Raw genomic sequence first — 26,693 nt, forward strand, 5'->3', positions numbered from 1 at the left:
GGTCCCACATTCGACGAACGTGAAGGGAATGTCCGATTCTCGGTTACGACCAAAGGACTAGTTCGGGGTGAAAGTACTAGTACTTATGGATCAGCTGAACTGTTCGACCAACCGGTTCACCATATTGGTGGCGCTGTAGTAGTCGAGACGGAAGGTGTCCAGCCCCACGGCGTAGACGTGGTGATCACGAATTGCCGGATGCTGGGCCAACAGGGGAAGTGCCTCGACCGCCTTCACCGCACCGTCGTCGGCGCTGACCAAGATCAGGGTGTTGCCCGCGATACCGTCGTAGAGGTTCTCGGCCGAGACCTGAATGATGTCCTTACGCTTGCCCATGGACTCACTGCTCTTCGCGGACTCGGGAATGTCGGCGACAGTGAAACCCATCGCCGTGAGCAACTTCGCCTGCCCGGACTCGTGCGTCCAGATATTGGCACCGCTGCCGTCCTCGTAGTAGACCAGCGCGGTGGTCGGCTGCGGTGGAAGCGTGATCTCGGCTTTGGCAGCCTCTACTGCGTTGTCGAATTTCGCGACCGTAGCCGCGGCGTTGTCTTCGAGACCTGTCGCCTTACCCAGAACAGAGGCAACTTCCTGCCAACTGCTTCCGCCGTAGTCCACCACGATCGTCGGAGCGATGGCCGTGAACTGCTCGTACAGGTCGACGACGGAGTCACCGCCTGTCGCCGAGACGACGATCAGATCCGGGTTCTGAGCCAGAACGGATTCTGCGTTCGCGCCGCCCATCGGCAACACGGCAAGTCCGCGTTCTCGCGCGATGTCGCCCCACTGTGTGAACAATCCCTGCGCATCGGACACATCGGTGTTCGGTCCTGTCGATGCGGTAGCCACCACCGGAGCGTCGATCGACAACAGTGTGCCCGTCAGCGTCACACTGGTCGAGACGATTCTCTCCGGCTTCGACGTGATCTCCACCGGCCCTTTCGGCGTTTCCACGGTGCGCGGCCAATTACCCTGCGATACCGCTGAGTCAGCATCGGAATCGGCATCCGCAGAACTACATCCGGCGAGGGCGAACCCTGCGACCAAGACTGCGGAGAGCACCTTCAGGGTGCGTGATTTTTTCATTGTGACGCCCACTGGCGGACCACTCCTCGAATTCAAAAGCCCATCAAATTAGGTTAGGCTGTGCTCATGCTAACCCAGCCGGCGACTGATCTGTCCGCTTCCCTCGCGGCCTCGCCCGACATCGACACGTTCTGGAACCGGATAGTGCGACAGGGAACGCCGATCATCGAAAGTGTTGATCCACAGACAGTTCGGGTCACATTCCTCTGGCGGCAGCCCGAAGAGATGGAGGTCGAGCGCGTCTACCTGGATGCAAACTCGCTGACCGACCACCACGCGGAACAGCTCAGCGTGATGCGCAGGATCGGCGAGAGTCCGGTATGGTTCTACGCCACCGAAGTCTCGAACACCTGGCGTAGCAGTTACAGCTTCATCCCGGTACCGAAGTCCGTAGTCGACGAACTCGACTATCCCGGAGCAGGCAAGGAAGACACGACTCGCCGCACCCGATGGCTGGGGTTGCTCGAGCACCGAATCGCCGACCCGCTCAATCCGCTCTCCGCGGGCGTGGACACAAGACGCTCCGTCGCCGAGATGCCCTCGGCGCCGGTCCAGTTCGGCTGGGATGCTCCGGTTTTCAGAAAGTCGGTGCAGCTCGCCTGGGACAGTTCGGCTCTAGGCGTCGAGCGACCGGTGTGGATCTACGAGACCGTGGACGACGGGCTGACACCGCTCGAAGAACGCCCACTCGTGATTCTTCTCGACGGGCGCCACTGGGCCGAGGTCATGCCCGCGGGTGCCGCTTTCGATCGTGCAGTCCAGACCGGCAAACTGAAATCCTGCGTTCTGCTGGCGATCGACTCCGTTGACAATCAACGTCGTTCGAAGGAATTGCCGTGCAACCGCGAATACTGGAGTGCAGTCGTCAACGAACTGCTTCCGCAGGTACGCGCCGTCGCACCCTTTTCATCTGATCGAACGCGAACCGTCGTCTCGGGGCAGAGCTTCGGCGGCCTGTCCTCGATGTTCGCGGCACTCGAATTTCCCGAACACTTCGCTCTGGTCGCCAGTGGGTCCGGATCATTCTGGTGGCCAACGGGTTTGAAGCGCGGCGAGGACGGCCCGGCGGGCGGAGACATAGCCGCACGCATCGAGCGCGACGGCGTGCCGGACGGTTTACGCGTCGTCCTCGAAGTAGGTAAGCACGAGTCCGACATGGTCGGGCACAGCGCAGCGGTCGCCCAGGCGTTGGATGCCGCCGGAGCACAAGTGTCGTATCGGATCTTCGACGGCGGCCACGACTGGTTGTGCTGGCGCAGTGCCCTTCTGGACTCCGTTGTCGAACTGATCGGCAGTCCGTGAGACGGACAACGCTCTAGGCCGGCTCGATGTCACCAAGCTTCCATGTCCGGTCGAAATAGGGCTCGAGAGGTCCGTAGAAGCGGAAGTACGAGAACCAGTGCCGGCCCGGAATGGTCTGAACCCAATTGGATTCCTTCCCTTCCGGGGCAGTAGGTCCGTAGTAGAGATCCACTGAACCATCGACGTTGACAACAAGATCGGGATCTCGCGAACCACGGTCGCCTCTGCCCTGCTCGTTGTCGATCAGGCACCGGGTGTCGATCGAGTAGACCGTCGCGGACCAGAAGAGCTTTGCCGGGACATCGGCGGGCACGTGGAGTGTGTAACTCTTTCCTCCGTCCAACCAGTGGCCGTCGGTATCGGAGTAACTACCCAGATACGCCTGGCCGAGCCCCGGCGTCGTACTCTTCATCGCCTCCGAGAAACTGACTGCCTCGTAGAACCACGACGCGCGTTCGTAGAACTCGTCGTAGTTGTCCGCCCGCTGAGCAGAGTTGTCCAGAACAATCGCCAAGTCCCACTGACGATCGGGCCAGTAGCGCGAACCGGGGAACCGCTTGACGAATGCAATCGCTTGCGCGAACACCTCCCCCACCTCGACGGCCCGCTGCAAGATCTTCCGCAAGCGGTCGTCCGGGGCAAACGGCTTGCCCTTCTCTATCCCCAACTGCCGAAGCCACGCCATCGGGAAGCGGTCGCGCTCTTCGACAGGTTCGTCCTGCACGATGTCGTGTAGGAGCTCCCAGTAACGAAGACCTCGCGGCTGAATTCCGCTCCAGGACTTGCCGTCCGGTGAGACGAGCCGAGTGGGAGTCGGATTCTCGCGATCGGAGTAGGGGTAGACGCGCACTGCCTCGACCAACGCACCCGACCGCGCCGGGTCCGGATCGAGCGTGCGGAAGCCGAACATGATGTGCATCATCGGGGAGTGGACGACGGTGTATTCACCTGTGTCTTCAGCACTCTGGCCTGGGCCGACCACCACTGTCTTGCCACCCTTGCCGGCGTCGGGGCCCATCTCACCGAGCACTGCGACTTCCCGTTGCCAGAAATCCGCGATACCCCCGGCTGTCGGACCCGGCGGCAGTTCGATCACCAACGGCCCCGATACACCGAGATCGAAGAAGTTCAAGATGTACGGCGTCGTCGCGTTGGCGGTGATCAGCCCCAGTCGGTCGCGATACGATCGATAGACGACGATATCCGACGCGGTTGCTCCGAAGATGTTGGTATGCACGTCCATCCACTGCGCCCAGGAGACGATGGGGATGGCCCACAGGTACGCCTGGACCGCAGTCTGGAAGTCGAGCTCGTCGAACACCGTTGCGATGTTCTCGCGAGCGGGAAGCTCTGCGTCCCTGGGTACCACTCCGGAGGAATACGTCAGTTCGATGTCGGCCATACCCAGATGGTGCTGAAAGAAACCTCGGCGCGAATCACCCGCACCGGGTGAACCGCTAGTTCAGCGCGCCTCGAATGACAGCAGCCGTGCTGTCGAGTATTGCCCGATTGGGTGTGCGAGGAAGCGCGCGCAGACCGAACCCGTCGCCACGATTGCGCGGAATGACGTGCAGATGAACATGGAAGACTTCCTGCCCCGCAACAGCTCCGTCGGAGAGATGCAGGTTGACCCCGTCGATGGGGAGGGGGCCGGTACGCATCGCTGCGGCAATCTTCTGCGCGACAGCAAAGATCCTGGCGCCGTCGTCGGGATCGAGCGTGGACAATCCACTGGCGTGGCGCTTCGGCACGACCAGGAGATGGCCGGAGGTGAACGGCCGAATATCCATGAAGGCAAGAACATTCGCGTCGTCGTAGACGACACTGGCCTCGGCCTCACCAGCGATGATGGAACAGAAGATGCAGTTCATGCTCTTCGACCCGGTGCGCCTTTTCGGTAGTGACGGCCACCGAAAAGGCGCACGGGGCGTAGCCCTTACAGAATCGGCGACGGCGCGTACGCCGCAGCTTCGGGATTGGCGTCGACAAGTTTCTGCACCTCGGCGACAACGGCATCGACCTGAGCCGAAGCGGCGCCGACAAAAGCAGCCTTGTCGGCAAGAGCCTCGTCGAGTGCAGCGCGGTCGAGCGGCAAACGGTCGTCGGCGGCGAGGCGATCGAGCAGATCGGGCTCCTTGCCCTCTTCACGCATCGCCAGTGCAACTGCGACGGCGTTCTCCTTGATCGCCTCGTGTGCGGTCTCTCGTCCGACGCCCGCGCGGACGGCAGCCATGAGGACTCGCGTCGTCGCGAGGAACGGCAGGTACCGCGTCAGTTCCTTCTCGATCACGGCCGGGTACGCACCCATCTCGATCAGCACGGTCAGGAAGGTCTCGAACATGCCGTCGATCGCGAAGAACGCGTCCGGCAGCGCGACGCGTCGCACGACGGAGCAGAAGACGTCGCCCTCGTTCCACTGTGCACCCGCAAGCTCGGCTGCCATGGAGCCGTAGCCGCGCAGGATCACCTGAAGGCCGTTGACGCGCTCGCACGAGCGGGTGTTCATCTTGTGCGGCATCGCCGAGCTGCCGACCTGACCGGGCTGGAAGCCTTCGGTGACCAGCTCGTGGCCGGCCATCAGGCGGATCGTGTGTGCGAACGACGACGGGCCTGCGCCGACCTGGACGAGCGCGGAGATGACGTCGTGATCGAGGGAACGCGGGTACACCTGGCCGACGCTGGTCAGTACGTGAGCGAATCCGAGGTGCTCCGCGACCTTCGCTTCGAGCTGCTCGAGCTTGGCCGCATCGCCGTCGAGAAGGTCGAGCATGTCCTGAGCGGTACCCATCGGACCCTTGATCCCGCGCAGCGGGTAGCGGTCGATGAGCTGGCGCAGACGCGTCAGTGCAACGAGAAGCTCGTCGGCCGCGGAAGCGAAACGCTTACCCAAGGTGGTGGCCTGAGCTGCGACGTTGTGCGAGCGGCCGGCCATCACGATGGACGAGTACTCGGCAGCGCGCTCACCCAGGCGGGCTGCAACGGCGATGCCGTGGTTGTAGACGTGCTCGAGCGAACGCACGATCTGCAACTGCTCGACGTTCTCGGTGAGGTCGCGGCTGGTCATGCCCTTGTGGACCTGTTCGTGTCCGGCGAGTGCGTTGAATTCCTCGATGCGTGCCTTCACGTCATGACGGGTGACCCGCTCGCGGTCCGCGATGGACTCCAAGTCGACGTTGTCGATGACTCGCTCGTAGTCGGCGATCGCGTCGGCCGGAATGTCGATGCCCAGCTCTGCCTGCGCACGCAACACCGCCACCCACAATTGGCGCTCGAGCACGATCTTGTACTCGGGAGACCACAGAGCAACAAGCTCCGGGCTGGCGTAACGGTTGGCAAGGACATTCGGGATGCGGCTCACGAGGCCTCAGTCTAACGGTGGCCGAGCAGTGCTGTTACCCCCGAGCTGGAGCAGCTGTCTACCCCCGAGCTGGAGCAGCTGTCACCCCCCAGCTAGACGACCGGCGGCGCCATCACGTCGATCGATTCCAACAGCATTCCACGCGCCAACCCCCGCGGGTCCGGGTCGTACTCCCCCAGCGCCGTGATCATCGCGCCGTCGACCATCGCGACAAGACGACGCAGTTGCCCCTCGGGAGCCGACCGGCCCGAACGCCGGAGCGCATCATTCAACAGTTCGTCGAGCTGGGCGCGAAGGCGCAGCTGCACGTCACGAAGTGCGGGATGACGGGCACACGCCACAAATCGTTCGTAGCGCGAGATCAATCGTTCGCGACTCTCCGGCCGCTTCTCTTCGTCGCCGAGCAGCAACTCGACCAATAGTTCGACCGTCGATTCCGCGCCCCGCCGACGTTGGGTCACCGCAGCCACTCTGGCGCGCATCGCTTCCATGTCGGCGTTGCCGTTGAGCTCGACAGCACACGCGATCAGATCGTCGAGTGAATCGAAGTAATAGGTCGTCGACGCCAGCGGAAGATCGGCTCTGGTGGCTACGGCGCGGTGACGAACGGCGTCGAACCCACCCTCCAGCAAAAGTTCAGCAGCGGACGCCACCAGAGCCTGGCGACGTCGTTCACCCTTGGGCGTAGCTGCGGAAGACACCACGACATCGTGCCAGCATGGGGCACCTCCGCATGGCGAAACAGCTCGAAGACCCTGCTGTTTGTTACCCGAGCCACTTCTGGAGGCGGATCAGTGCCTCCTGGATGTCGGCAGTTGCGCCTGCAAACGAGAGTCTGACCATCCGGTTTCCGTGGACGGTGTCGAAATCGATTCCCGGCGCCAGCGCGACCCCGGTATCTGTCAGCAACCGGGCACACCACGCGGTGGCGCCCTCGTCGCCGCACAGATGGCCGATGTCCGCGTAGACGTAGAACGCACCGTCGGCCGGGGCCAACTCGGTGATGCCCAGTTTCGGCAGGCCGGTCAACAGCAGTTCACGATTGACGGCGTACCGCTGAACGTGCCCGTCCAACTCGATCTTCGCCTCGTCCGAGAACGCCTCGATCGCGGCGTACTGCGAGATCGCGGGCGGGCACACCGTCATGTTCGACGCGAGTCTCTGAAGCGGGCGTCGCAGATACGTCGGCACCAACATCCACCCGAGTCGCCAACCGGTCATCGAGAAGTACTTGGACACCGAGCCGATCACAACAGATTCGCGTGAGGTCTCCCAGGCACTCGACGTGTGCTGATCGCCGTATCCGATGCCGTGGTAGATCTCGTCCGAGATCAGAAGAGTTCCGTGCTCGTCGCACCACGCCGCCAAGGCGGCCAACTCGTCGGGCGAGATCACCGTGCCCGTCGGATTTGCGGGGCTGGCGACGATCAGACCGGCAGGCGGCGACGGCAAAGCCTCCAGCATGTCCACGGTCGGCTGGTACCGGGTTGCCGGCCCGCAGTCGAGTTCGACGACGTTGCAGCCGAGAGCGGCAAGGGTATTGCGGTACGCGGGATAGCCGGGGCGAGCAACCACAACGGTGTCCCCCTCGTCGAACGCGGCGAGGAAGAGCAAGGTGAACGCCCCGGACGAACCCGTCGTCACCACCACGTCTTCGGCGTCGACCACAATTCCCGATCGCTCGCTGTGGTAGCGCGCAATAGCTTCGCGTAGCGGCAGGATCCCGAAAGTTTCGGTGTATCCGAGTAGTTCGGTGCCCAGGATCTCTCGCGTCGCACGTAGCACCGGTGCCGGCGCGGGAGTCGACGGTTGACCGGCAGCCAACGTCAGAACGTCGCCGTGTGTCCGCTGACGTTCGGTCGCGGCCTTCCATACATCCATGACATGGAAGGTCTGAATATCTGATCGACGAGATTCTGAGCGCACACCCCGACGGTAGCCGAACTGTGGTTCCGCATAAAACGACGACTGCCGATAGTGACGATCCGACAGATTCAGGCGCTCAGTGTGAGTCGATCGAACGAGACCTGGGCCACGTCTCTCGCGCAACATTGATCAACGACTTCCTTCGATCAAAAGGTGCATCAGATGAAAGTTCGCTCAGTGCCCACCGCGGCTCTGGTCACGATCGGCGTGCTCACCGTTGCCTCGTGCGGAAGTTCGTCTGATCCTGGAGGGGAGTCTTCCGGCGATTACGCCAAGGACGGCAGTTTCACGACGATCGTGAACACCGACCCCGGCAACCTTCATCCTCTGATCACCAACTTGACTGCCACGCAGGCAATCAACAGCTATACCAACGACTCGCTGTTGGCCATCGACCCCAAAACCCGTGCAGCGGGCTCGTATCTGGCCGAAAAATGGAGCGAGAACGGAACTTCGCTGAACTTCACCCTCAAAAAGGGGATCACGTGTGAAGACGGCACGACGTTCACTGCCCAGACAGCGGCGAACAACATCAACTGGGTCGTCGACAAGACGAACGGCTCGCCGTGGCTGGGAGCGTCGGTACCCGAAACTGCGGTAGCAACCGCTGACGGCGACGAGCTCACGATCAAGACAGCGGAACCTGCGCCCTTCCTGCTCGAGCGCATCGGTGCTCTCAAACTGGCATGCCAGGCAGCACTCGACGACCCCGCCAGTGTTCGCAGCAGCAGCAACGGAACCGGCCTGTTCAAGGTCACCGAAGTAGTGGCCAACGATCACGTCACGCTCGAGCGCCGCGACGGATACAACTGGGGACCGAACGGCGAAACCACGTCGGACACCCTCGGAGTGCCCAAGACCGTCACGATCAAGATCGTGACCGACGCGGCGACGACGGCGAACCTGGTCCTCACCGGAACGGTGAACGCAGCACCGGTGGCCGGTGCGGATATCGAACGTGTGGAAGCGTCCGGCCTGGAATCGATGACGTCGAACACCTTGAGCGGGCAGTTCATCTTCAACCACAATGCTGCTCTTCCCACCAAGGACGAAGCGGTGCGCAGCGCGCTCGTGCAGGCAATCGATCTCGACGACTACACGGACATCAACACCGGTGGCAAGGGTTCGCGCGCTACGGCATTGGCCGTTGTCGATCCGCGAGCATGTGATTACGACAGTGTCACCGGCGTAGTTCCGAAGTTCGACATGACCGCGGCGAAGAAGACCCTCGCCGACGCCGGCTGGAAGCCCGGGTCCGACGGCGTTCTGACCAAGGACGGTCAACCGCTGCAGTTGACCGTCATCTTTGCCAACTACCGTGATACCACCTCTGCAGCAGCAGAATACGCGATGAAGCAGTGGCAGGAACTCGGCGCGAAAGTAGAACTTCGTGGTGGTGACAACAACTTCATCATCTCCAACACGTTCGCGGCAAAGGACCTCACGTCCTGGTCGATCTCGATCGGTCTCACCGTCCAGAGTGACACTCCCAGCATCTTCGTTCCGTACTTCTCCGGCCCGGTCCCGCCTGCGGGAGTCAACTTCGCATCGATCGACAATCCCGAGTACACCGAACTGGCTGCGAAGGCCTCGGTTCTGCCCGGCCAGGAATCCTGCTCGGTATGGAAGGAAGCGGAACAGGCGCTGTTCACCTCTTCTGACGTCGTTCCGGTGTCCACGTCGCCGAACTTCATGTTCTTCAACGGTGCGACGTCCCTGTACGCGCCGATTGGTGGCACCCTAGCGGGCCCAGGCATCCGAGTTCTGAAATAAGCCGGAAGACAAAGCTTTACGTCTGCATCTATTTCTCCGATTCGAAGGATCTACATGACTGACCGTCCATTTGTTCTCGACGACCTCCACCGTGTGGTCACGCCCACCGAAACCGCACTCTCTCCCGACGGCACCGTGGTCGTCTTCGTTCGCTCGGAAATTGTTGCCGGAAAGGCAACTACATCGCTCTGGGCGATCTCCCGCGGTTCCCAGGCTCGCCGTCTCACTACGGGGCCCGCCGATTCTGCCCCTCGGTTCTCTCCGGACGGAACCTCGATCGCTTTCCTCCGTAAGGTCGGCGACTCCGCGCAGCTGCACCTGATCCCACTCACCGGCGGCGAGGCCGAAACCCTCACCACAGCAGCATCACTCCCCCTCGGCGCCGGAGCAGCGGCCTGGAGCCCGGACGGCAAAGCCATTGCATTCGCCGCAGTGGTCTCACGTTCGGACTCCACCGATCCGAATGCACCCATCGTGACCGACCGGCTCGGATACAAGGTGGACGGCGCCGGTTGGCTCGGCACCTTCCGGCGCCACCTGCACACCGTCGATCTGGAGGCGAAGGCGGTTCGGCGGCTCACCGACGGTGATTGGAATGCAGACGTGCCGTCCTGGTCACCCGACGGCACGGCGCTTGCCTTCACCGCCAATCTCGAACCGGACAGCGATCTGAACCTCACCTTCAGCGCTTACCGCATCCTCGTCGACGATCTGTCGGTTCCGCCGCAGCGACTCGGTCACGCCACCGGAGTGCAGGGTTCAACACTGTGGCACCCGAACGGAGATTCGGTTGTCGCCATCGGCACCCCCGAGGTCCGTGTCGGAACTGCAGACCTGATCCGTCTGTCCGTCCCCGGCCCTACCGAAACACCGGTCGACGTCACTCTCACCGCTCATCTCGATCGAAACGTGATGCCCGGTGCGCCTGGTTACCCCGGTGGCACACCGGCACTGTCGAATACTCGCGACGAGATCGTGTTCTGCCTCCGCGATCGCGGGTGGACGCATCTGTATGCAGCCGACATCGAAACCGGTACCTCCCGCTCCCTCGTCGCCAATCCCAACGAGGTCGTCTCGGCGCTCTCCGTTGCCCGTGACGCCCGCGTCGCCTCCGTCATCATCACCACACAGCAGTCCTTCGGCGAGGTCGCTCTCGTCGATCTCGACAGCGGCGATGTCACCACGCTGACAGAATTCACCGCAGAAGCGCTCCCCGAGGTGACCCTGTTTGCCGCCGAGGAACGCGAATTCACCATCTCCGACGGCCGTACCGTGCATGGTTGGTTGCTGTCCGCTCCCGAAACCAGTGGCGCCGCACCCCTTCTGCTCGACATTCACGGCGGACCGCACAACGCGTGGACCGGCGTTGCCGATACCTATCACCCCGCCCACCAGGTTCTCGCCGCGCAGGGTTGGCGCATCCTGACCCTCAATCCACGTGGATCGGACGGGTACGGTGCAGACTTCATGTACGCCGTCAACGGCGCCTGGGGTACCTCGGACCAAGCCGACTTCCTCGAGCCGATCGACGCGCTCGTCGCCGAGGGACTTGTCGACGGGGACCGACTGGCGATCACCGGGTACAGCTACGGCGGATACAGCACGTGTCACCTGACATCGGCGACAGATCGTTTTGCCGCCGCGGTTGCCGGCGGCCTGATCTGCGATTTCAACGCCATGGCCGGGGTCTGCGATTTCGGTCCGCACCTCGCGTCGCTCGCGACCGGCACCACTGTTCCCGAGAACTCCGCGGGGCTCCTGGCCGCCTCACCGCTTGCCGCCGTGAAGAACGTGGTGACTCCGACGCTGATCCTGCACGGAAAGTCGGACGAGCGGTGCCCGCTGGGCCAGGCCGAGGCCTGGTTCGCCGCACTGCGCCAGCAGCATGTACCTACCCGACTGGTGGCGTATCCCGGTGCAAGCCACGGGTTCCTCGTCAACGGCTCGATCTCGCACCGAATCGACTACAGCACACGGCTCATCGAGTGGGTCAAGCGATACACCTCCGCGAAGCTGCCCAAGACCGGCCTGGCCAACGCCTCTGCCGGAGCCGACGCGTGGAAGCGTTCGCTGGACGTACTGTGTGAGCGTTACGGCGTCACCGGTGCTCAATTCGGTATTCTCACACTCGATTCCAACGGCAAGGAAATCACCCGTACGACGGTGGCTTCCGGCGTGATCAATGCAGACACCGGGGTCGAGGTATCCACCGACTCCCTGTTCCAGATCGGATCCATCACCAAGGTGTGGACCGCGATGCTGGTCATGCAGCTTGTCGACGAAGGCTTGCTCGACCTGGACGCGACCGTCCGGTCGATTCTGCCCGATTTCGCACTGCAGGACGAGGAAACAGCTGCCCGCATCACGGTTCGTGCACTTCTGAACCATCGCAACGGAATCGACGGTGACCTGTTCATCGACAAGGGTCGCGGCGACGACGTCGTCGAACGCTACGTCGAGGGCCTGCGTGACTTCCGTCAGGTTCATCCACTCGAGGACGGCTTCGCGTACTCGAACTCCGCGTACGTCCTTGCAGCTCGTATCGTCGAGGTTCTTCGCGGCGGCATCTGGGACGACATCCTCAAGGAGCGGATCATCGATCCGCTCGGCCTCGCGCACACACTCACGTTGACCGGAGATACACCGAGATACTCTGTGGCAGCGGGTCATACGGGGAACTCCGTCGTGATGCCCGTCTGGCCGATCACGCGCTCGATGGGGCCCGCGGGTTGCATCACTGCCAGCATCGGAGATCTACTCACGTTCGCGGAACTCGGTCTTCTCGAAGGACAGAGCGTCGACGGCGTACGGATCGTGTCGGAAAAGTCAGCCGCCGCGATGCGCACACCCGAAATCGACATCAGCGAACTGTTCCCGGACAAGTCGGGTTGGGGCTTGGGCTGGTTCCACGAAACCTGGTCGGGCGAAGAGATTTTCGGGCACGACGGCAGCACCATCGGCCAGCACGCGTATCTGCGCATCTTCCCCCGCCACAATGTCGCGATCGCACTGCTGACCAGCGGCGGCAAGGCCGACGGCCTCTACCGTGATCTCTTCACCGAAGCCGCGGCCGCGTTGGTCGGACTCGAACCTCCGCAAGCCCTCGCCCCGAACCCCGCGAGTGTGGAGTCGATTCCGGATTCGGTTCTGGGAAAGTACAGCTCGGGCGGAATAGCAATCGAGTTCCGTCGTGGAGAGTCCGCTGACGAGGCCGTGATCACCGTCATCGGCGACGTAATCCCGAATCCCGAGGAAGACGAGACAGCTCCGAAGAAGCCTGCAACGGTAGCCACTCTCGTACCGTCGCAGATCCCGGGGACCTGGACCACCCGTCAACCCGGGGCCGCGGGTTGGACGACGGTACGGCCGCACCGAGACGGAGTGTACGTCGGATTCCGCTTCCTACCACGGGTTAACGCGTGACGACGACCGATACACATACGATGACGGAAACACAGAACGCCGAAACACAGAACGCCAGCGAACTCGAGGAATCAAAGATGCAAGAACAGCTTCAAGAACTCGTCGATCAGTGGAGGGTCGAGGCAAACATCCCCGGCGTCTCTGTCGGCATCGTTCACGGCGACAAGGACATCGTCGTCACCAGTGGCATCGAGAGCGTCGAAACCCAACTCCCGGTCACCGACAAGACGATGTTCATGATCGGCTCCACCACAAAGGTGTTCGCCGCAACAGCCGCGATGGCACTCGTCGAGGACGGCCTACTTGATCTCGACACCCCGTTGGTCGAGTACGTCCCCGAACTGACCTTCGCCGACGAAACAGCCACGCGCACAGTCACGATGCGTCACCTCCTCACCCACACCGGCGGATTCACCGGCGACGCGGGCCTCTCGGCAGGCTGGGGCGAAGACGCCCTGGGACGCTCGGTTTCACGGCTGAACGAACTGCGACAAGAATTTCCCGTCGGAGAAGTCTTCTCCTACAGCAACTCCGGATTCGTTCTCGCCGGACATGTCGTGGCCAAGATCAGCGGATTGACCTTCGAAGAGCTGGTCAAGCAGCGCGTGCTCGACCCCCTCGAAATGAAGAACTCGGCCTTCCTGCCCTGGGACGTGATGACCCACCGGTTCGCACTCGGTCACTACATCCGCGACGGTGTGCCGTTCGTGTCCAACGAAACCGGGCTGGACCGCGGCATGATCCCTTGCGGCGGAATGTGGTCCTCGGTGCGAGACCAACTCGTCTGGGCACGTTACGCACTGTCTGGCGAACACCCCGGCGAAGGACAGCCGCTCGACGAGTCCACCCGGTTGTTGATGCAGAAGCCGCAGCGTCCCGCCGCGATGATGTTCGAAGAAGTCGGCCTGGGATGGCTGTTGACTCGATACGGAACCACACAGGTAGTGCGGCACGGCGGAAACGTGAGCAACCTCCAGGTCTCCGAGTTCATGACAGTGCCCGAGAAGAACTTCGCCGTCACCGTGCTGACCAACGCCCTCGGCGGCGGAATCGGCAAGAAGATCGTCGACTGGTGCATGGCCAACCTCACTGAACTACCCACGCCGGCATCCCTCGACGTGGTCGAGCCCGAACCCGCTGCCGTCGACGCAGTCCTGGGCAAGTATCAGGCCGGCTCACTGACGATGACCGTCGCCCCCGGTGACGAGGGAATCGGCATCCGGATGGGCAGCGCGCAGGATCTCGGTGAATACGAGGACATCGTCTGGCCGCCGGCAATCCCGATCGCCTTCCTCAACGACCGTGACTTCGCTGCGCGCGCCGACACCACCCGGGCGTTGGGGCGCTTCGTCACCGACGACACGGGACGCGCCGTGATGCTCGAATTCGGCGGCCGAACCGCCAAGCGAGTGGCTTGATCCTCTAGACGGGTGACGCGGTCCGATCACGAGGCCGCGTCACCCGTCCTTGTATATGCACAGCCTTTGCATATGCACAGCCTTTGCATTTACACAGCCGCGAAGGTACAGACTGGACGCCATGAACGTCATCGGCGAGTCGATTCTGCACCCGTCCCGGTGGAGCGTGCGTGCCCGGACAACCGTGGCATCGACGCTCGTGATCGCCTTCTGCTTGGTGATCGCCGGGCTTGCACTGGTTTTCGTTCTGGCGAACTCCCTCCATCTGTCCGCACTGAACAGCTCCGAAGCTCGCGCCACGCAGTTGGTCCAGCAACTCAGCGGAAAGAGCCCAGCCGATCTCGACCCGTCACTCCTGTCCACCGACAGTCAGGTCGGAATCGTTCAGATCGTCGACGCCGATCATCGAATAGCGGCCCAGTCTCCCGGAACCGAGAGCGGCCTGCTGTCGGAACAGCTTCTCGGCCCCGACGAGTCGGACGCCTACGGGAGGGTCAAGAAGTCCGACGACGAAGACTACTGGCTGATCGGACGCGGCGCGCAGACGCCGACCGGACCGGTCACCGTGTTCGTCGGCGCCGACCGCGAACCCGTTGAAACCGTGGTGACCACTGTTGCCGTTCTGCTGGCCATAGCCGGGCCCCTGGTTCTGGGACTTGCCGCGTTCGCCACGTACCGCCTGGTGGGTTCGGCTCTCGCTCCCGTGGAACGCATCCGCGCTCGGGTTGCCTCGATTTCGAGTGGGCGCCAGGGTGAACGAGTTCCGGTTCCGTCCGGGAACGACGAGATAGCCCGGCTGGCAACAACAATGAACGACATGCTCGCGCGCCTCGACGAGGGTGCACTTGCTCAACAACGATTTGTCAGCGACGCCTCACACGAGTTGCGCAGTCCGCTGTCCACGATCACGACGGCTCTGGAACTGGCACACCGACGCCCGGATCTCCTCGACGACGCGTTGATCGAAGACGCACTACTCCCCGAGGCGCGCCGGATGCGGCAATTGATCGAGGATCTTTTGATTCTCGCGCGCTCGGACGAAAGCGAACTCGAATCCGTCGGTACCGTCGTGGACGTCGACCTCGACGACATTCTGTTCGCCGAGCAGAAGCGGATCGACGGTATCTCGGAGATCGCGGTCACCGCCCGTGTTGCTCCGGTTCGCGTCTCCGGGGACCCGAGAGCGTTGGCGCGTATGGTGCGCAACCTGGTCGACAATGCAGTGCGGCACGCCGAGACCATGGTGCGTCTCGAATGCTCCGAAGACGGCCACGACGCCCAGATCGTGATCGAGGACGACGGGCCCGGAATCCCTGCAGCAGAACGCGAACGAATCTTCGGACGCTTCGTCCGCCTCGACCAGCCGCGGTCGAGGCAGGGAGGTGGCTCCGGACTCGGACTCGCCATCGCGTCGGAAATCGTTGTGGCGCATCACGGAACCATCACCGTCGACGAGAGTGCCGGCGGCGGGAGTCGATTCGAGGTGACGATTCCGCTACCGACCGACTGACGATCAGGCAGTGCCGACAAAGCGGTACCCGACGCCTCGAATGGTTTCGATGCTGCGGGTTCCGAACGGGAGGTCGACCTTCTTCCGTAGGTATCCGATGTAGACCTCGACGATGTTCTCGTCACCTTCGTAGTTGGTGTCCCAGACGGAGCGAACGATCTCGCTCTTGGTGACCACCACTCCGTTGTTGCGCATGAGGAACTCGAGAACGCTGTACTCGCGTGGCGTCAGCGTCAACTCGATTCCCGCTCTGATCACTTGATGTTTCGCGGGGTCGAGGGACAGGTCTCCCACAGTGAGTATCGATGGACGCTGGGGAGCGCCGCGCCGGACCAGTGCGCGGAGCCTCGCTAGGAGTACGACAAACGAGAAGGGTTTGACCAGGTAATCGTCGGCACCGAGGTCGAAAGCATCAGCGAGGTCGTATTCGCCGTCCTTCGCCGAGAGCATGAGGATCGGCGTCCAGACCTCCCGGGCGCGTAGGTCCCGCACGATGTCGTATCCGTGTTTGCCCGGCAACATGATGTCGAGAACGATCACGTCGAATTCGTCGCTGCAGGCAGTCGCGAAGCCGTCGTCCCCGTTGAGTTCCACTGCGGTCACGAATCCCTCGGCTACCAATCCCCGCCGGATCGTCTCGGCCAGGCGCACTTCGTCTTCGACTACCAGTACTCGCACCACCGGCCCCGTTTCGTCGACACGCAGTTGTTCGGATGCACCCAGTAGAGCAGACGGTAGGCCCATGACCGAGTTCCGTTCAGCATTTCTTCAGCTTCGGATCGTCACACTGCATTCATGCCAGCAACTGTGTCGACCGTGCGAAACGTGGTCACCGAAGTCTTGACCGAGAGCACCACTGCAGAAATTGCGGTTGCCGCAATCGTGGTTGCCGCCGCGCTGTTCGCCTTCGGTTCGATCTACCGGGCGTCCAGCGTTCGGTCAACAGCGCTCCGCGCCTGCGGACTCGTGCTCGCACTCGTGACGCTCTCGATCCAGGTGTATCGAAACGGATGGTTGACGAGCTTCGACGAACCGCTGACCAACTGGATGGTCGATCATCGGAGCGGCACCCTGGACCAGATCGCAGTCGCAGTCACAGATCTCGGCAGCCCGGTAGCCACCGCGCTGCTCGGGATCACGTGTGGAGTGCTCATCTCGTGGCGAGCGCGTTCGGTAGTTCCAGGCTTGATCGTGATCGGAACCGTCGGCGGTGCAGCAGTCGCCTGCACAGTCGTCAAAGCACTGGTCGGCCGCGAACGTCCGCCGACCAGTATCCAAGTACTTCTCGAGACCGGCCACTCGTTCCCGTCCGGTCACGTCACCGGGACCGCTGCACTGTTCGGCATCGTCGTCCTCGTTCTGAGCGCGCACCGCACACCCGCCGTCAAGAGACTGCTGATGCTCCTCGCCGTGACAGTCACAATCGTCGTAGCCCTGACTCGCCTGTATTTGGGAGTTCACTGGCTCACCGACGTCATCGCCGGGGCCATTCTCGCGACGCTTGCCGTCACCGTGGGCGGAGCCGTCTTCCGTTTCGTCAGCACTCACAACCAAGCTGAATCGACTACTGCTGCAATGCGCTCTGCAGAACCTTCAGCACTTCACGAGCCGCAGTCGGCCCGGTATTGAGGTAAAAGACGTCATCGTCAACAGCGACGGCGTGGTTGGCGACCACACCACGTAACTGCGCCCACAACGGCGCGTTCGTCAATGTCGCCGGGTCCCCGCCCTGCACGCCGTAGAAGATCCAGTCGGCGTCCGCCACGTTCAACTCTTCTTCACTGATGTCTCGGGAAGTGTCGTCGAACTGCTGCGACTGCGGACGGGTCAAGCCGGCATCCTCGGCGATACTGCCGGTGAACGAAGGAACACCGAAGATGCGCAGACGATTTCCGTTCTGGCGCGTGAACGACACCGTCGGCGGCGACGAGAGGGAAGCACCGAGGGCCGCGGCATCGGTATTGAAGGTATCCAGCAGTGCCGTCGCCTGCTGCGTCTTACCTACCCCGTCGGCAACCAGCAGGAAGTCCTGCTTCCAGTAGACGCCGGTTCCCTGTGTTGCCACCGTGGGTGCGATGGCGGAAAGCTGGTCGTACAGCGAATCAGCGTCCTTTCCTGCAACATTCATCAAAATCAGGTCAGGATCGAGCGTGACGATCGCTTCGAAATTCGGTGTGAAGCGTCCACCTGCGTCAACGACATCACTTAGCTGAGTACGGAATTCGGGGTATGCAGACAACAAGTACGGAGGCACCAGGTCCGCACCGTCACCACGCGTCGAACCTGCGGGCACGACACCGAGCGACAGGAGTGCATCTGCTTGCCCGGTCGAGATGACGACAACCTTTTCGGGCTGCGATTCGATCGTGGTGTCCCCTTTGAAGTGTGAGACGGTACGAGGGAACTCGCCGTCCGACTTTCCGCTCCCCATTCCAACCGGGACTTCTCGCGGAGCGACAAACGCAGAGTCCGCCGGAGCTGACGCACTGATCTCGGCATCTGTGGGCGACGCGTCCTCGCTCGAGCAGCCACTGAGAGCTGCCACCAATGTCAGTGCGCCGATCAGCATTACACTGCGTGACTTCTTTCGAAAATTCATGATCGTGTCCCGTACGTCGTGAAGCATGACAGCTTCATCTTCCGCCATGGTTAGGTGACCCTACCCTTTGAAGAACTGTAAACTATATCTGTGTCAGATACAGTTCCAGGGCGTGGATCACACGGGGTCGATCGCTACTCTGATCACGTGCCCACCGCGGAAGAAGCATCGAGATCACTCATCGCTGCGGCGTTCGAATTGCGTCGAGCGCTGCGGGAATACATGGCTACGTCAGGCACCGACGCGACTTTGCCCGAGGCACAATCCGAAGTACTTCACGATGTCGCACAACACCCGGGCACTCGCATCGGGGCTGTCGCCGACCGTCTCTCCAGACGCCCGAACACCGTCAGCACACTGGTGCGCACACTCTCCGACAAAGATCTGATCGAGCGACGGCCCGATCCCACGGACGGCCGAGTGAGCACACTTTTCGTGAAGGACGAGCGAAGCGCGCGACGAGACCGTCGATCCGAACTACGCATCGGCGTTCTCGCCGAAGAATTGGCGTCCCTCGACGAGGGCGACCTCGACACATTGTCCGCTGCCATCGACATCCTCGACCGGGTCAATCGATCATTGCGAGATCACGCACCGCGGTGACACTCCGGGACACACAGAAGCGGTGCGGTGCAGCACCTGCCGCACCGCACCGCACCTGCTGACGAGTTACCGCCCTAGTTCATGTCGTTCGCAACGATGTTCTCGATATTCCGTTCGGCCAGAGCGGTGATGGTGACGAACGGATTGACTCCCACATTGCCCGGTACGAGGGATCCGTCCATGACGTACAGACCCGGGTACTCCGGCAGACGACCGTAGCCGTCGGTCGCCTTGCCCAGCACACAACCGCCGAGGGGGTGGTACGTCAACTGGTCGCCCCACGTCTGCGTCGGGCCGAAGAGGTCGGTCCGGTAGATCGTGCCTTCCTTCTTGTTGATCTTGTCGAAGAGTTTCTTCGCCATGTCGATCGACGGCTGGTTTTGCGAGCGTTGCCAATTCAATCCGACTTTGCCGGTTGCCGAGTTGAATTGGAATTGAGCACGTTGCGGATTCTTTGCAATCGCCAAGTACAGACTCACCCACAGTTCGGTACCCGCCGGGAAGGGCGCGATTTCCGCGAAGACGGGAGCGGATGTGTCGGCCCAGTTGTCGATGCCCATCACGGGGATCGCCGACTGCTTCGCGCCGGTCGCGTCCCACATGTGATTGGCACGGCCCACCATCACGTTGCCGTTGTGACCCCACTCCTGCCCCACAGCACCCGGCAAATTCGCGAGTTGCCCTTGCGCTTTCATCGAGACCAGAAGCTTGCTGGTACCGATACTGCCCGCCGCGAAGAAGACCTTGTCGGCTGTCACCGTCTTGGTGCCGACGGTGTTGCCCTGCTCGTTGATCTGATTCATCACCACTTGATAGCCACCGCCGGTCGCGGCCGGCGCAACCGAGGTCACGACGTGCAGCGCCGAGATCGTGAGCTTGCCGGTGGCGGATGCCGCAGCGAGGTACGTCTTGTCCAGCGACTTCTTTCCCGCGTTGTTGCCGTAGATGACCTCACTCACCAGGGCAGACTTGGTGACCTGACCAGCAGCTTCTTGCTTCATGTAGTTGAAGTCGTACACATTCGGCACGAACGTTGTTGTGTAACCGGATCTCTCAGCGGTCTTTCGCCCGGTCCGTGCGAACTTGTAGTACTCGGTCGACTCGAACCAAGCCGGGTCGATGTTGTTGACTCCGAGCGCAGCGTTGGCCCGCGGGAAGTACGTCGAGTACATCTCGTTGGAATCGACTCCGGGCAGGATCTCTTCGAAATAGTTGCGCTTGGGTGTGACGGCCATGCCGCCGTTCACCAACGATCCGCCGCCGACCCCTCGACCTTGGTAGACCTTGATCCCGCCGAAGTCCTCGGCGTCGAGAACACCGACGTAGCGACTGATGTTCTTGTCCACCGAGCCGCCGGAAAAGTGTGAAACCGGTTGAACTGTACGGTCTCTGAGCCAGAAGGAACGGCCGTCAGGTGAGAGCATCGGGCAGAAGACCTTGCCGTCGGACCCTGGCGTGGTCCACGACTTCCCCATTTCGACCATGTGTGTGTCGATTCCGGCCTGCGTCAACCGAAGAGCCGCAACGGCCCCGCCGTATCCGCTGCCGATCACGAGCGCGGGGACACGGTCTCCGTCGTTCAATGCTCGCCTGGGCGCCGCGGCCGCCGTGGTCCACGAGGACGAGAGCGCGGCGGCCCCCACAGCTAATCCTGTTGCTGCCAAGAAGTTTCTACGCGAGAGCGCGGAATTGGTACGTGCGTGCCGTTCGTTGGATCCAGCGCGAATACTCAAGTGTGCCCTTCTCTTTCCGTGACCCCCGCGCTGAGATATACCGGGAGAAACCGAACGAGAAGTCCATACTCGTGGGTAACTTGAAGGAACCGTTGATTTTCCACGAAAAGGGCCGATGAACAGAAAGTTCACCGGCCCTCCGAAAGAACGAGTCAGGGAAGAGAGATGCGACCTTCGACGGCGCCGAGTCCGATGTCCTTGCGGAAATGACCGCCGGGAAGCTTGACGTCGGCGATCTTTGCGTAGGCGTCGTCGCGCGCTTCGGTCAGATCCTTGCCCACTCCGACAACACTCAGCACACGTCCACCGGCCGAGACGACGGCTCCGTCTTCACGCTTCTTGGTACCGGCGTGCAGGACTCCGTCGGCGTCGGCTCCGGTGATCACGTCGCCGGTGCGCGGAGTCGCCGGGTAGTTCTCGGCAGCAATCACGACCGTGACAGCGGAACCGTCGCGCCACTGCAACGGACCGACCGAATCGAGTGTTCCGGTCGAGGCCGCATTGAGTAGGCCACCCAGAGGTGTTTCGAGGAGAGCAAGCACGGCCTGCGTTTCGGGGTCACCGAACCGGCAGTTGAATTCGACCACGGCCGGGCCGTCGACTCCGATCGCCAGACCCGCATAGAGAAGACCGGAGAAGCTGCTACCGCGTACCACCAACTCGGCAGCGACAGGCTTGACGACGTCGTCGACAATCTGCGTGACCATCTCGTCGGGCAGCCACGGCAAGGGGGTGTACGCGCCCATGCCGCCGGTGTTGGGTCCGGAGTCTCCGTCGCCGACGCGCTTGTGGTCCTGAGCCGGAAGCAGCGGGATCACGGTTTCGCCGTCGACGAGGCAGAAGAGCGAAACTTCCGGACCGTCGAGGAAGGATTCGAGGAGAACCGGATGTCCGGTCTCGAGCAGTTCCGCGGCATGGTCGCGTGCGGCGAGACGATCCGTCGTGACGACAACGCCCTTGCCCGCGGCCAGTCCGTCGTCCTTGACCACCCAGTTCGGCCCGAAGCGGTCGAGCGCTTCGTCGAGCTTGGCCGGATTGTCGACGATCTCGCTATGCGCGGTCTTGACGCCGGCAACAGCCATCACATCCTTGGCGAAAGCCTTGGAGCCCTCGATGCGGGCGGCGTCGGCCGACGGCCCGAAGCAGGCGATACCTGCTGCACGCACCGCGTCGGCGACACCGAGGACCAGCGGAACCTCGGGCCCGATGACGACGAGGTCGGCGTCGACCTTCTGGGCCAGCGCGGTAACCGCGTCACCCGAAGCGACGTCGACGGGGTGCTGCTCGGCGATTTTTGCGATCCCGGCATTGCCAGGCGCGCAGATCAGGGCCGTGACACCTGGATCGCGAGCAAGAGAGAGAAGGAGGGCATGTTCACGGGCTCCGGAGCCGATTACTAGTACGCGCACGGGGAACAGACTACGGCCTGCGATAACAGCGCTCTCGGAGTGCCACTGACGGGGCCAAGGTCCCAGCGTTCGACCTTTGTGCGAAATATCCGTTTCGAGATGCGATCATATGAATACCTGAATAGGTGAACAGATGTTTTCGGACACCTGTCCACCAAGGAAAGGACACCCGTGAAACTCCACAAACCAGGCGTTCTGACGCTCACCGCAACCGCCGCAATCGGCGCACTTCTGATCACGTCGTGCAGTAGCCCGACTGGCACCGACTCATCGGGCAACGACAACGGCCTGGTCCTGGCCGACGGCTACGAATTGGGCGGCTACAACCCGGTCGCAGGTTTCGGCGCCGCCGGTGAAGCCAAGATGTACGACGGTCTCGTCCGGCTCACCGGAGGCACCGGCATGCCGGGATTCGAGCCGTCTCTGGCGGCGGAGATGCCCACCGCCAACACCGACGCAACAGTCTGGACGGTCAAACTCCGCGACGGGGTCACCTTCTCCGACGGATCGACCTTCGACGCCGCCGACGTGGTTGCCACGTACAAGGCGATCCTCGATCCCGCTTCCGCCTCCGAAGCGCGGTCGTCGTACGACATGATCAGCGACGTCGTGGCCGTCGACGACAGCACAGTCGAGTTCCGCCTCGCCTACTCGTATGCGCCGCTGCTGACGAAAATGCTGATCGGCATGGTTCCGTCGGAATCCCTCGCGACACCCGGGCTTGCCGCCGAGTCGCCGTTGAACACCGCGCCCGTCGGTACCGGTCCCTACACACTCGTCGACCTCTCACCGGATCGAGCGGTCTTCGAGGCGAACGAGAACTACTGGGACGGTGCACCGGAGATCAAGAAACTCACTCTCCTCTACGTTCCTGACGACAACACCCGAGCCCAGCGCATGGTGTCCGGCGAGATCGACGGCACCAATCTCCCTCCACTGCTTGCCAATACGTTTTCGGGCAAAGACAACATGTCCGTGACGGCCCACCAGTCAGCAGACTGGCGCGGCCTCTCACTCCCGACGAACAATCCCGTGGCAGGCGACAAAGCCGTGCGGATGGCACTCAATCTCGCCGCCAACCGCCAGTCGATGATCGACAACGTCCTGGGCGGACACGGCCGCGTTGCCGCCACTCCGATCCCCGAGGTGTACGGCGACTCGTACAACCCGAACGCAACCTTCGCCTACGACCCGACCGAGGCCGAGCGAATTCTGACCGAAGCGGGCTGGATCGAAGGCGCCGACGGAATTCGTTCGAAAAACGGTCAGCGGGCGCAGTTCACGATCATGTACAACTCCGTCGACACCGTTCGACGTGATCTGGCTCAGGCATTTGCCTCCGACGCCCTTGCTGTCGGCATCGAGGTGGATCTCGAGGCGCTCTCCTGGGACCGCATAGACCCTCGAATCAACCAGGATTCGACGCTTCTCGGTGGCGGAGACGAACCTTTCGACCCCGACACGCAGGCGTACGACGCGCTGAACTCGAAGTACATCGCGCCCGGGGTCGGCAGCATCTACGACAACGCCAGCGACTACTCCAATCCAGCAGTCGACGCAGGCTTGGAAGTAGGACGCCGCAGCCTCGACCAGGCAACGCGTGACGCCGCGTATCGCGACGTTCAGCAGGCGTACGTCGAGGATCCCGGATTTGTCATCCTCGTGTTCCTCGACCATACGTACGTTTCGAAGGATTCCGACTGGCAGATGTCCGGGCCGGTACTCGAACCACACTCACACGGTGTGACCTGGGGTCCGTGGTGGTCACTGCAGACGTGGGCCAGAGGGCAATGACAGCGGTCGACGTTCGGGCAGACACGCGGCCGACGCAGGGCCACCGTGACAACTCCCGCCGAAAGGCCATCCTCACGATGGTCGGTCGGCGGGTGTTGTTCATCGTGCCGGTGATCGTCGTGGTGTCCGCGGGACTCTTTGCTGCCGCTGCGATTTCACCGTTCGATCCGTTGGTCGGCTATCTCGGCACGCGATACATGACGGCCAGCGACGCGGACAAAGCGCTGATCGCCGACCAGATGGGTTTCGACAACCCCTGGTACAGCACGTATTGGAATTGGCTCCAGGGAGTATTCACCGGCGATCTCGGGATTTCCAGGTCGTTCAATCAACCTGTTTCCCAAGTCATCTCCGAACGTCTGCCATGGACCCTGCTGCTGGTAGGCATCTCACTTCTCATTGCGATTCTCGCCTCGCTGGCCCTGGGTGTTCTCGCCGGAATCCGCAGTGGAGGATTCCTGGACAAGACCGTGTCAGGGCTGAGCGTCGTAGTCCAAGGCCTTCCGCCGTTCGTCTTGTCTCTGGGGGCAATCGCCCTCTTCGCGTTGACTCTCGGCTGGCTCCCCGTCGCCGGACTGACCGACGGGGGTGCCGATCCCACACCGGGACAGGTGATCCGGCACTTGGTGCTGCCGGTGACGGTCCTCGCCATCTCGCAGATGCCGTGGCTCCTACTCGCGGTCCGAGAATCCGTCGTGGGTTCGAAAAGCGAGGGGTTTGTCGCGGGCGCGGTAGCGCGCGGAATCCCGACGCCGACCATCACGAAACGCCACATACTGCCCACATCGCTGGCACCGTTCGTCAACATCGTCGGCGTGCGGTTGCCCGAACTGATAGTCGGAGCAGTTCTGGTGGAAGAAGTCTTCAGTTGGCCAGGGATTGCCGGGGCCATCGTGTCGTCTGCGCGTGACCTCGACATGGCCCTTCTCGCGTTCCTCACCGTCGGTACGACATTGACGGTCATGCTCGGCTCATTACTTGCCGACGTCCTGGTTGCAGTACTCGACCCGAGAGTGAGTACCGATGGCTGAGCGACGCTTCAAGATCGCCCTCGGCGTGCTGATCTTCGTTGCGCTGTACGCGGCGCTGGTCCCATGGTTGGCCGACGTCGACGACCGCGTCACAGACTTCTCGGCGGCTCGCCTGGCCCCGTCCTTCGATCACCCGTTCGGAACGGACTCGGCAGGACGAGACCTTTTCGTGCGCATAGCTGCAGGGATTCGAACCTCACTTCTCATCGCGCTCGCATGCGCGCTGCTCGCCACGGTGATCGGCGTCGCCGTTGGCACTACGGCCGGACTGGTCGGCGGCTGGGTGGACAGGTTCGTCATGCGCGGCACCGATGCCGTCAACGCACTCCCCCACCTGTTGCTCGGCATCGTCATCGTCGCGATGTTCCGTGGAAGCATTGCCGCCATCGTGCTTTCGATCGCACTGACCCACTGGACCCAAGTGGCCCGGATCATCCGCTCCGAGATCTTGAGTCTGCGCGACCGTCCCTACATCGACGCCGCCATTCTCGCGGGAGCCAGTCGACGTCACGTGATCATGCGCCACCTCGTGCCGGCGACGGCGCCACAGGCTTTGATCGCAGTCGTTCTCCTGCTGCCCCACGCCGTCTGGCACGAATCGACGTTGTCCTTCCTGGGATTCGGCCTTCCCCCGCACAAGCCCAGTCTCGGGACGCTTCTCGAAGAGGCACGCGGTTCTCTGCTCCTCGGCGGTTGGTGGACGCTGGTATTCCCCGCCGCAGTTCTCGTGATCGCCACCGTCGCAGTTGCCGTCGCCGGTTCGGCCCTGCGGTCGATGCTCACGCCCCCTCGACCTTCGGAGTTGCGACTGTGAACCACGGCCTGCGCATCGAATCTCTCACCGTCAGGATCCCTCTACTCGGAGGATCGGTAGTTCACGCTGCGAGCGACATCGACCTCGACGTTCCAGCCGGCACGGTGACCGCACTTGTCGGGGAATCGGGGTGTGGCAAGTCGATCATCGCCACCTCGGTCATGAACATGTTGCCGCCGAATGCTTCTCGAACCGGAACGGTCACCGTCGGAACACCGGACCTCGAGATCGACGTCTTCTCCGGCACCCCCTTTCGCGGACGGTACGTGGCTCTCGTTCCACAATCCGCCGCAACACATCTCACCCCCGTCCGGACTGCGAGATCGCAGCTACAGGAGACGATCGACGCACTCGGCGGCGATCACACTTGCGACGCCTTGGCACTTCGCGTCGGACTCGACCCCTCGGCCCTGGACTGCTACCCGCACGAACTGTCGGGCGGCATGGCACAACGCGTTGCTATTGCCGGTGCGCTGGCCGGGAATCCGTCGGTGATCGTGGCAGACGAACCCACCGCCAACCTCGACCGGGAACTCACCGACCACGTCATGGAACTACTTCGAGAATGCGCGGACGCCGGGGCGGCGGTCCTGCTCATCACCCATGACCTTGCATCACTTACTCGCAGCGGAGTCGCGGATCGACTTGCCGTCATGTACGCATCACGCATCATGGAAACCGGACCGGCTGCCCTGGTGTTTCAGGATCCACTCCACGACTACACCCGAGACCTTCTCGGCGCCTTACCTTCCCGCGGCTTGCATCCGATACCGGGCTCGCCGCCGCAACTCACCGACCTCCCCGACGACTGCGTCTATCACCTACGACGCCCGGAGTCGAAACAGTCCGGTGGCCCGACCGAGTTGGTGACCCTCGGCGAACGCACATACCGAACATTGCGGAGGGTGGGCTGA

The 26,693-nt window shown here is 62.5% G+C and carries 21 protein-coding genes; 11 read left to right on the forward strand and 10 right to left on the reverse strand.

The window, feature by feature from the left end:
• Positions 1-90 precede the first annotated feature (90 nt).
• Positions 91-1,086, reverse strand: a complete 996-nt coding sequence (fepB, locus tag ABWI03_RS11710; RefSeq protein ID WP_166811572.1) for a Fe2+-enterobactin ABC transporter substrate-binding protein — start codon at positions 1,084-1,086, stop codon at positions 91-93.
• A 66-nt stretch (positions 1,087-1,152) separates the two neighbouring features.
• On the opposite strand from fepB, the gene fes reads away from it, so the two are divergent.
• Positions 1,153-2,388, forward strand: a complete 1,236-nt coding sequence (gene fes / locus ABWI03_RS11715) for an enterochelin esterase (protein WP_298779373.1) — start codon at positions 1,153-1,155, stop codon at positions 2,386-2,388.
• A gap of 13 nt (positions 2,389-2,401) precedes the next feature.
• Here the strand turns inward: fes and ABWI03_RS11720 are convergent, their stop codons facing one another.
• The 5 genes from ABWI03_RS11720 to ABWI03_RS11740 all read right to left on the reverse strand — a co-directional run bounded on the left by ABWI03_RS11720 (position 2,402) and on the right by ABWI03_RS11740 (position 7,672).
• On the reverse strand, positions 2,402-3,790 hold the full coding sequence (locus ABWI03_RS11720; protein ID WP_298779370.1) for a DUF1254 domain-containing protein: 1,389 nt from the start codon (positions 3,788-3,790) through the stop codon (positions 2,402-2,404).
• Positions 3,791-3,845: 55 nt separating this feature from the next.
• Complete coding sequence (locus ABWI03_RS11725) at positions 3,846-4,259, reverse strand: HIT family protein (protein ID WP_124568782.1); 414 nt, start codon at positions 4,257-4,259, stop codon at positions 3,846-3,848.
• 65 nt (positions 4,260-4,324) lie between these two features.
• Positions 4,325-5,746: an adenylosuccinate lyase gene (gene purB, locus ABWI03_RS11730; protein WP_095971426.1), complete on the reverse strand. Its 1,422-nt coding sequence runs from the start codon at positions 5,744-5,746 to the stop codon at positions 4,325-4,327.
• 92 nt (positions 5,747-5,838) lie between these two features.
• On the reverse strand, positions 5,839-6,447 hold the full coding sequence (locus ABWI03_RS11735; RefSeq protein ID WP_235171369.1) for a TetR/AcrR family transcriptional regulator: 609 nt from the start codon (positions 6,445-6,447) through the stop codon (positions 5,839-5,841).
• Positions 6,448-6,511: 64 nt separating this feature from the next.
• On the reverse strand, positions 6,512-7,672 hold the full coding sequence (locus ABWI03_RS11740) for a pyridoxal phosphate-dependent aminotransferase (protein WP_298779364.1): 1,161 nt from the start codon (positions 7,670-7,672) through the stop codon (positions 6,512-6,514).
• Between the two features lie 162 nt (positions 7,673-7,834).
• Here ABWI03_RS11740 and ABWI03_RS11745 point away from each other — a divergent pair, with 162 nt between their 5' ends.
• The 4 genes from ABWI03_RS11745 to ABWI03_RS11760 all read left to right on the forward strand — a co-directional run bounded on the left by ABWI03_RS11745 (position 7,835) and on the right by ABWI03_RS11760 (position 15,796).
• Positions 7,835-9,445 carry an ABC transporter substrate-binding protein gene (locus ABWI03_RS11745; protein WP_095971428.1) on the forward strand — a complete coding sequence of 537 codons (1,611 nt, stop codon included), beginning with the start codon at positions 7,835-7,837 and terminating at the stop codon, positions 9,443-9,445.
• Between the two features lie 54 nt (positions 9,446-9,499).
• Positions 9,500-12,868 (forward strand): serine hydrolase, encoded by a 3,369-nt coding sequence (locus ABWI03_RS11750; RefSeq protein ID WP_298779362.1) that lies wholly within the window; start codon positions 9,500-9,502, stop codon positions 12,866-12,868.
• A gap of 20 nt (positions 12,869-12,888) precedes the next feature.
• Positions 12,889-14,286: a serine hydrolase domain-containing protein gene (locus ABWI03_RS11755; RefSeq protein ID WP_007734413.1), complete on the forward strand. Its 1,398-nt coding sequence runs from the start codon at positions 12,889-12,891 to the stop codon at positions 14,284-14,286.
• A gap of 121 nt (positions 14,287-14,407) precedes the next feature.
• Positions 14,408-15,796, forward strand: a complete 1,389-nt coding sequence (locus ABWI03_RS11760) for a sensor histidine kinase (protein ID WP_298779352.1) — start codon at positions 14,408-14,410, stop codon at positions 15,794-15,796.
• Between the two features lie 3 nt (positions 15,797-15,799).
• Here ABWI03_RS11760 and ABWI03_RS11765 read toward each other — a convergent pair whose 3' ends face one another.
• Positions 15,800-16,474, reverse strand: coding sequence for a response regulator transcription factor (locus tag ABWI03_RS11765; protein WP_166811690.1), 675 nt, complete (start codon positions 16,472-16,474; stop codon positions 15,800-15,802).
• A 117-nt stretch (positions 16,475-16,591) separates the two neighbouring features.
• Between ABWI03_RS11765 and ABWI03_RS11770 the strand changes: the two genes are divergently transcribed.
• The gene (locus tag ABWI03_RS11770; RefSeq protein ID WP_298779349.1) at positions 16,592-17,425 is read left to right on the forward strand and encodes a phosphatase PAP2 family protein; all 834 of its coding nucleotides are present in this window, start codon (positions 16,592-16,594) and stop codon (positions 17,423-17,425) included.
• Here ABWI03_RS11770 and ABWI03_RS11775 read toward each other — a convergent pair.
• A complete protein-coding gene (locus ABWI03_RS11775) occupies positions 17,361-18,443 on the reverse strand; it encodes an ABC transporter substrate-binding protein (protein ID WP_298779347.1) in 1,083 nt (360 codons plus the stop codon). The two genes, ABWI03_RS11770 and ABWI03_RS11775, sit on opposite strands and share 65 nt — an antisense overlap.
• A 99-nt stretch (positions 18,444-18,542) precedes the next feature.
• Here ABWI03_RS11775 and ABWI03_RS11780 point away from each other — a divergent pair, with 99 nt between their 5' ends.
• The gene (locus ABWI03_RS11780) at positions 18,543-18,998 is read left to right on the forward strand and encodes a MarR family winged helix-turn-helix transcriptional regulator (RefSeq protein ID WP_047269576.1); all 456 of its coding nucleotides are present in this window, start codon (positions 18,543-18,545) and stop codon (positions 18,996-18,998) included.
• A 74-nt stretch (positions 18,999-19,072) separates the two neighbouring features.
• Here the strand turns inward: ABWI03_RS11780 and ABWI03_RS11785 are convergent, their stop codons facing one another.
• The gene (locus ABWI03_RS11785) at positions 19,073-20,731 is read right to left on the reverse strand and encodes a GMC oxidoreductase (protein ID WP_492226380.1); all 1,659 of its coding nucleotides are present in this window, start codon (positions 20,729-20,731) and stop codon (positions 19,073-19,075) included.
• 152 nt (positions 20,732-20,883) lie between these two features.
• Positions 20,884-22,140 carry a phosphoribosylamine--glycine ligase gene (gene purD, locus ABWI03_RS11790; RefSeq protein WP_298779343.1) on the reverse strand — a complete coding sequence of 419 codons (1,257 nt, stop codon included), beginning with the start codon at positions 22,138-22,140 and terminating at the stop codon, positions 20,884-20,886.
• Between the two features lie 171 nt (positions 22,141-22,311).
• On the opposite strand from purD, the gene ABWI03_RS11795 reads away from it, so the two are divergent.
• The 4 genes from ABWI03_RS11795 to ABWI03_RS11810 are packed head-to-tail and all read left to right on the forward strand — an operon-like array spanning position 22,312 to position 26,693.
• Positions 22,312-23,934 carry an ABC transporter substrate-binding protein gene (locus tag ABWI03_RS11795; RefSeq protein ID WP_283376614.1) on the forward strand — a complete coding sequence of 541 codons (1,623 nt, stop codon included), beginning with the start codon at positions 22,312-22,314 and terminating at the stop codon, positions 23,932-23,934.
• On the forward strand, positions 23,931-24,965 hold the full coding sequence (locus ABWI03_RS11800; protein ID WP_298779734.1) for an ABC transporter permease: 1,035 nt from the start codon (positions 23,931-23,933) through the stop codon (positions 24,963-24,965). Before ABWI03_RS11795 ends, ABWI03_RS11800 begins: the two co-directional genes overlap by 4 nt.
• Positions 24,958-25,779, forward strand: a complete 822-nt coding sequence (locus ABWI03_RS11805) for an ABC transporter permease (RefSeq protein WP_298779340.1) — start codon at positions 24,958-24,960, stop codon at positions 25,777-25,779. Before ABWI03_RS11800 ends, ABWI03_RS11805 begins: the two co-directional genes overlap by 8 nt.
• A complete protein-coding gene (locus ABWI03_RS11810) occupies positions 25,776-26,693 on the forward strand; it encodes an oligopeptide/dipeptide ABC transporter ATP-binding protein (RefSeq protein ID WP_298779338.1) in 918 nt (305 codons plus the stop codon). The genes ABWI03_RS11805 and ABWI03_RS11810 overlap by 4 nt, the downstream gene beginning before the upstream one ends.

Source organism: Rhodococcus baikonurensis (assembly GCF_040489275.1).
Classification (GTDB): Bacteria; Actinomycetota; Actinomycetes; order Mycobacteriales; family Mycobacteriaceae; genus Rhodococcus_F; species Rhodococcus_F baikonurensis.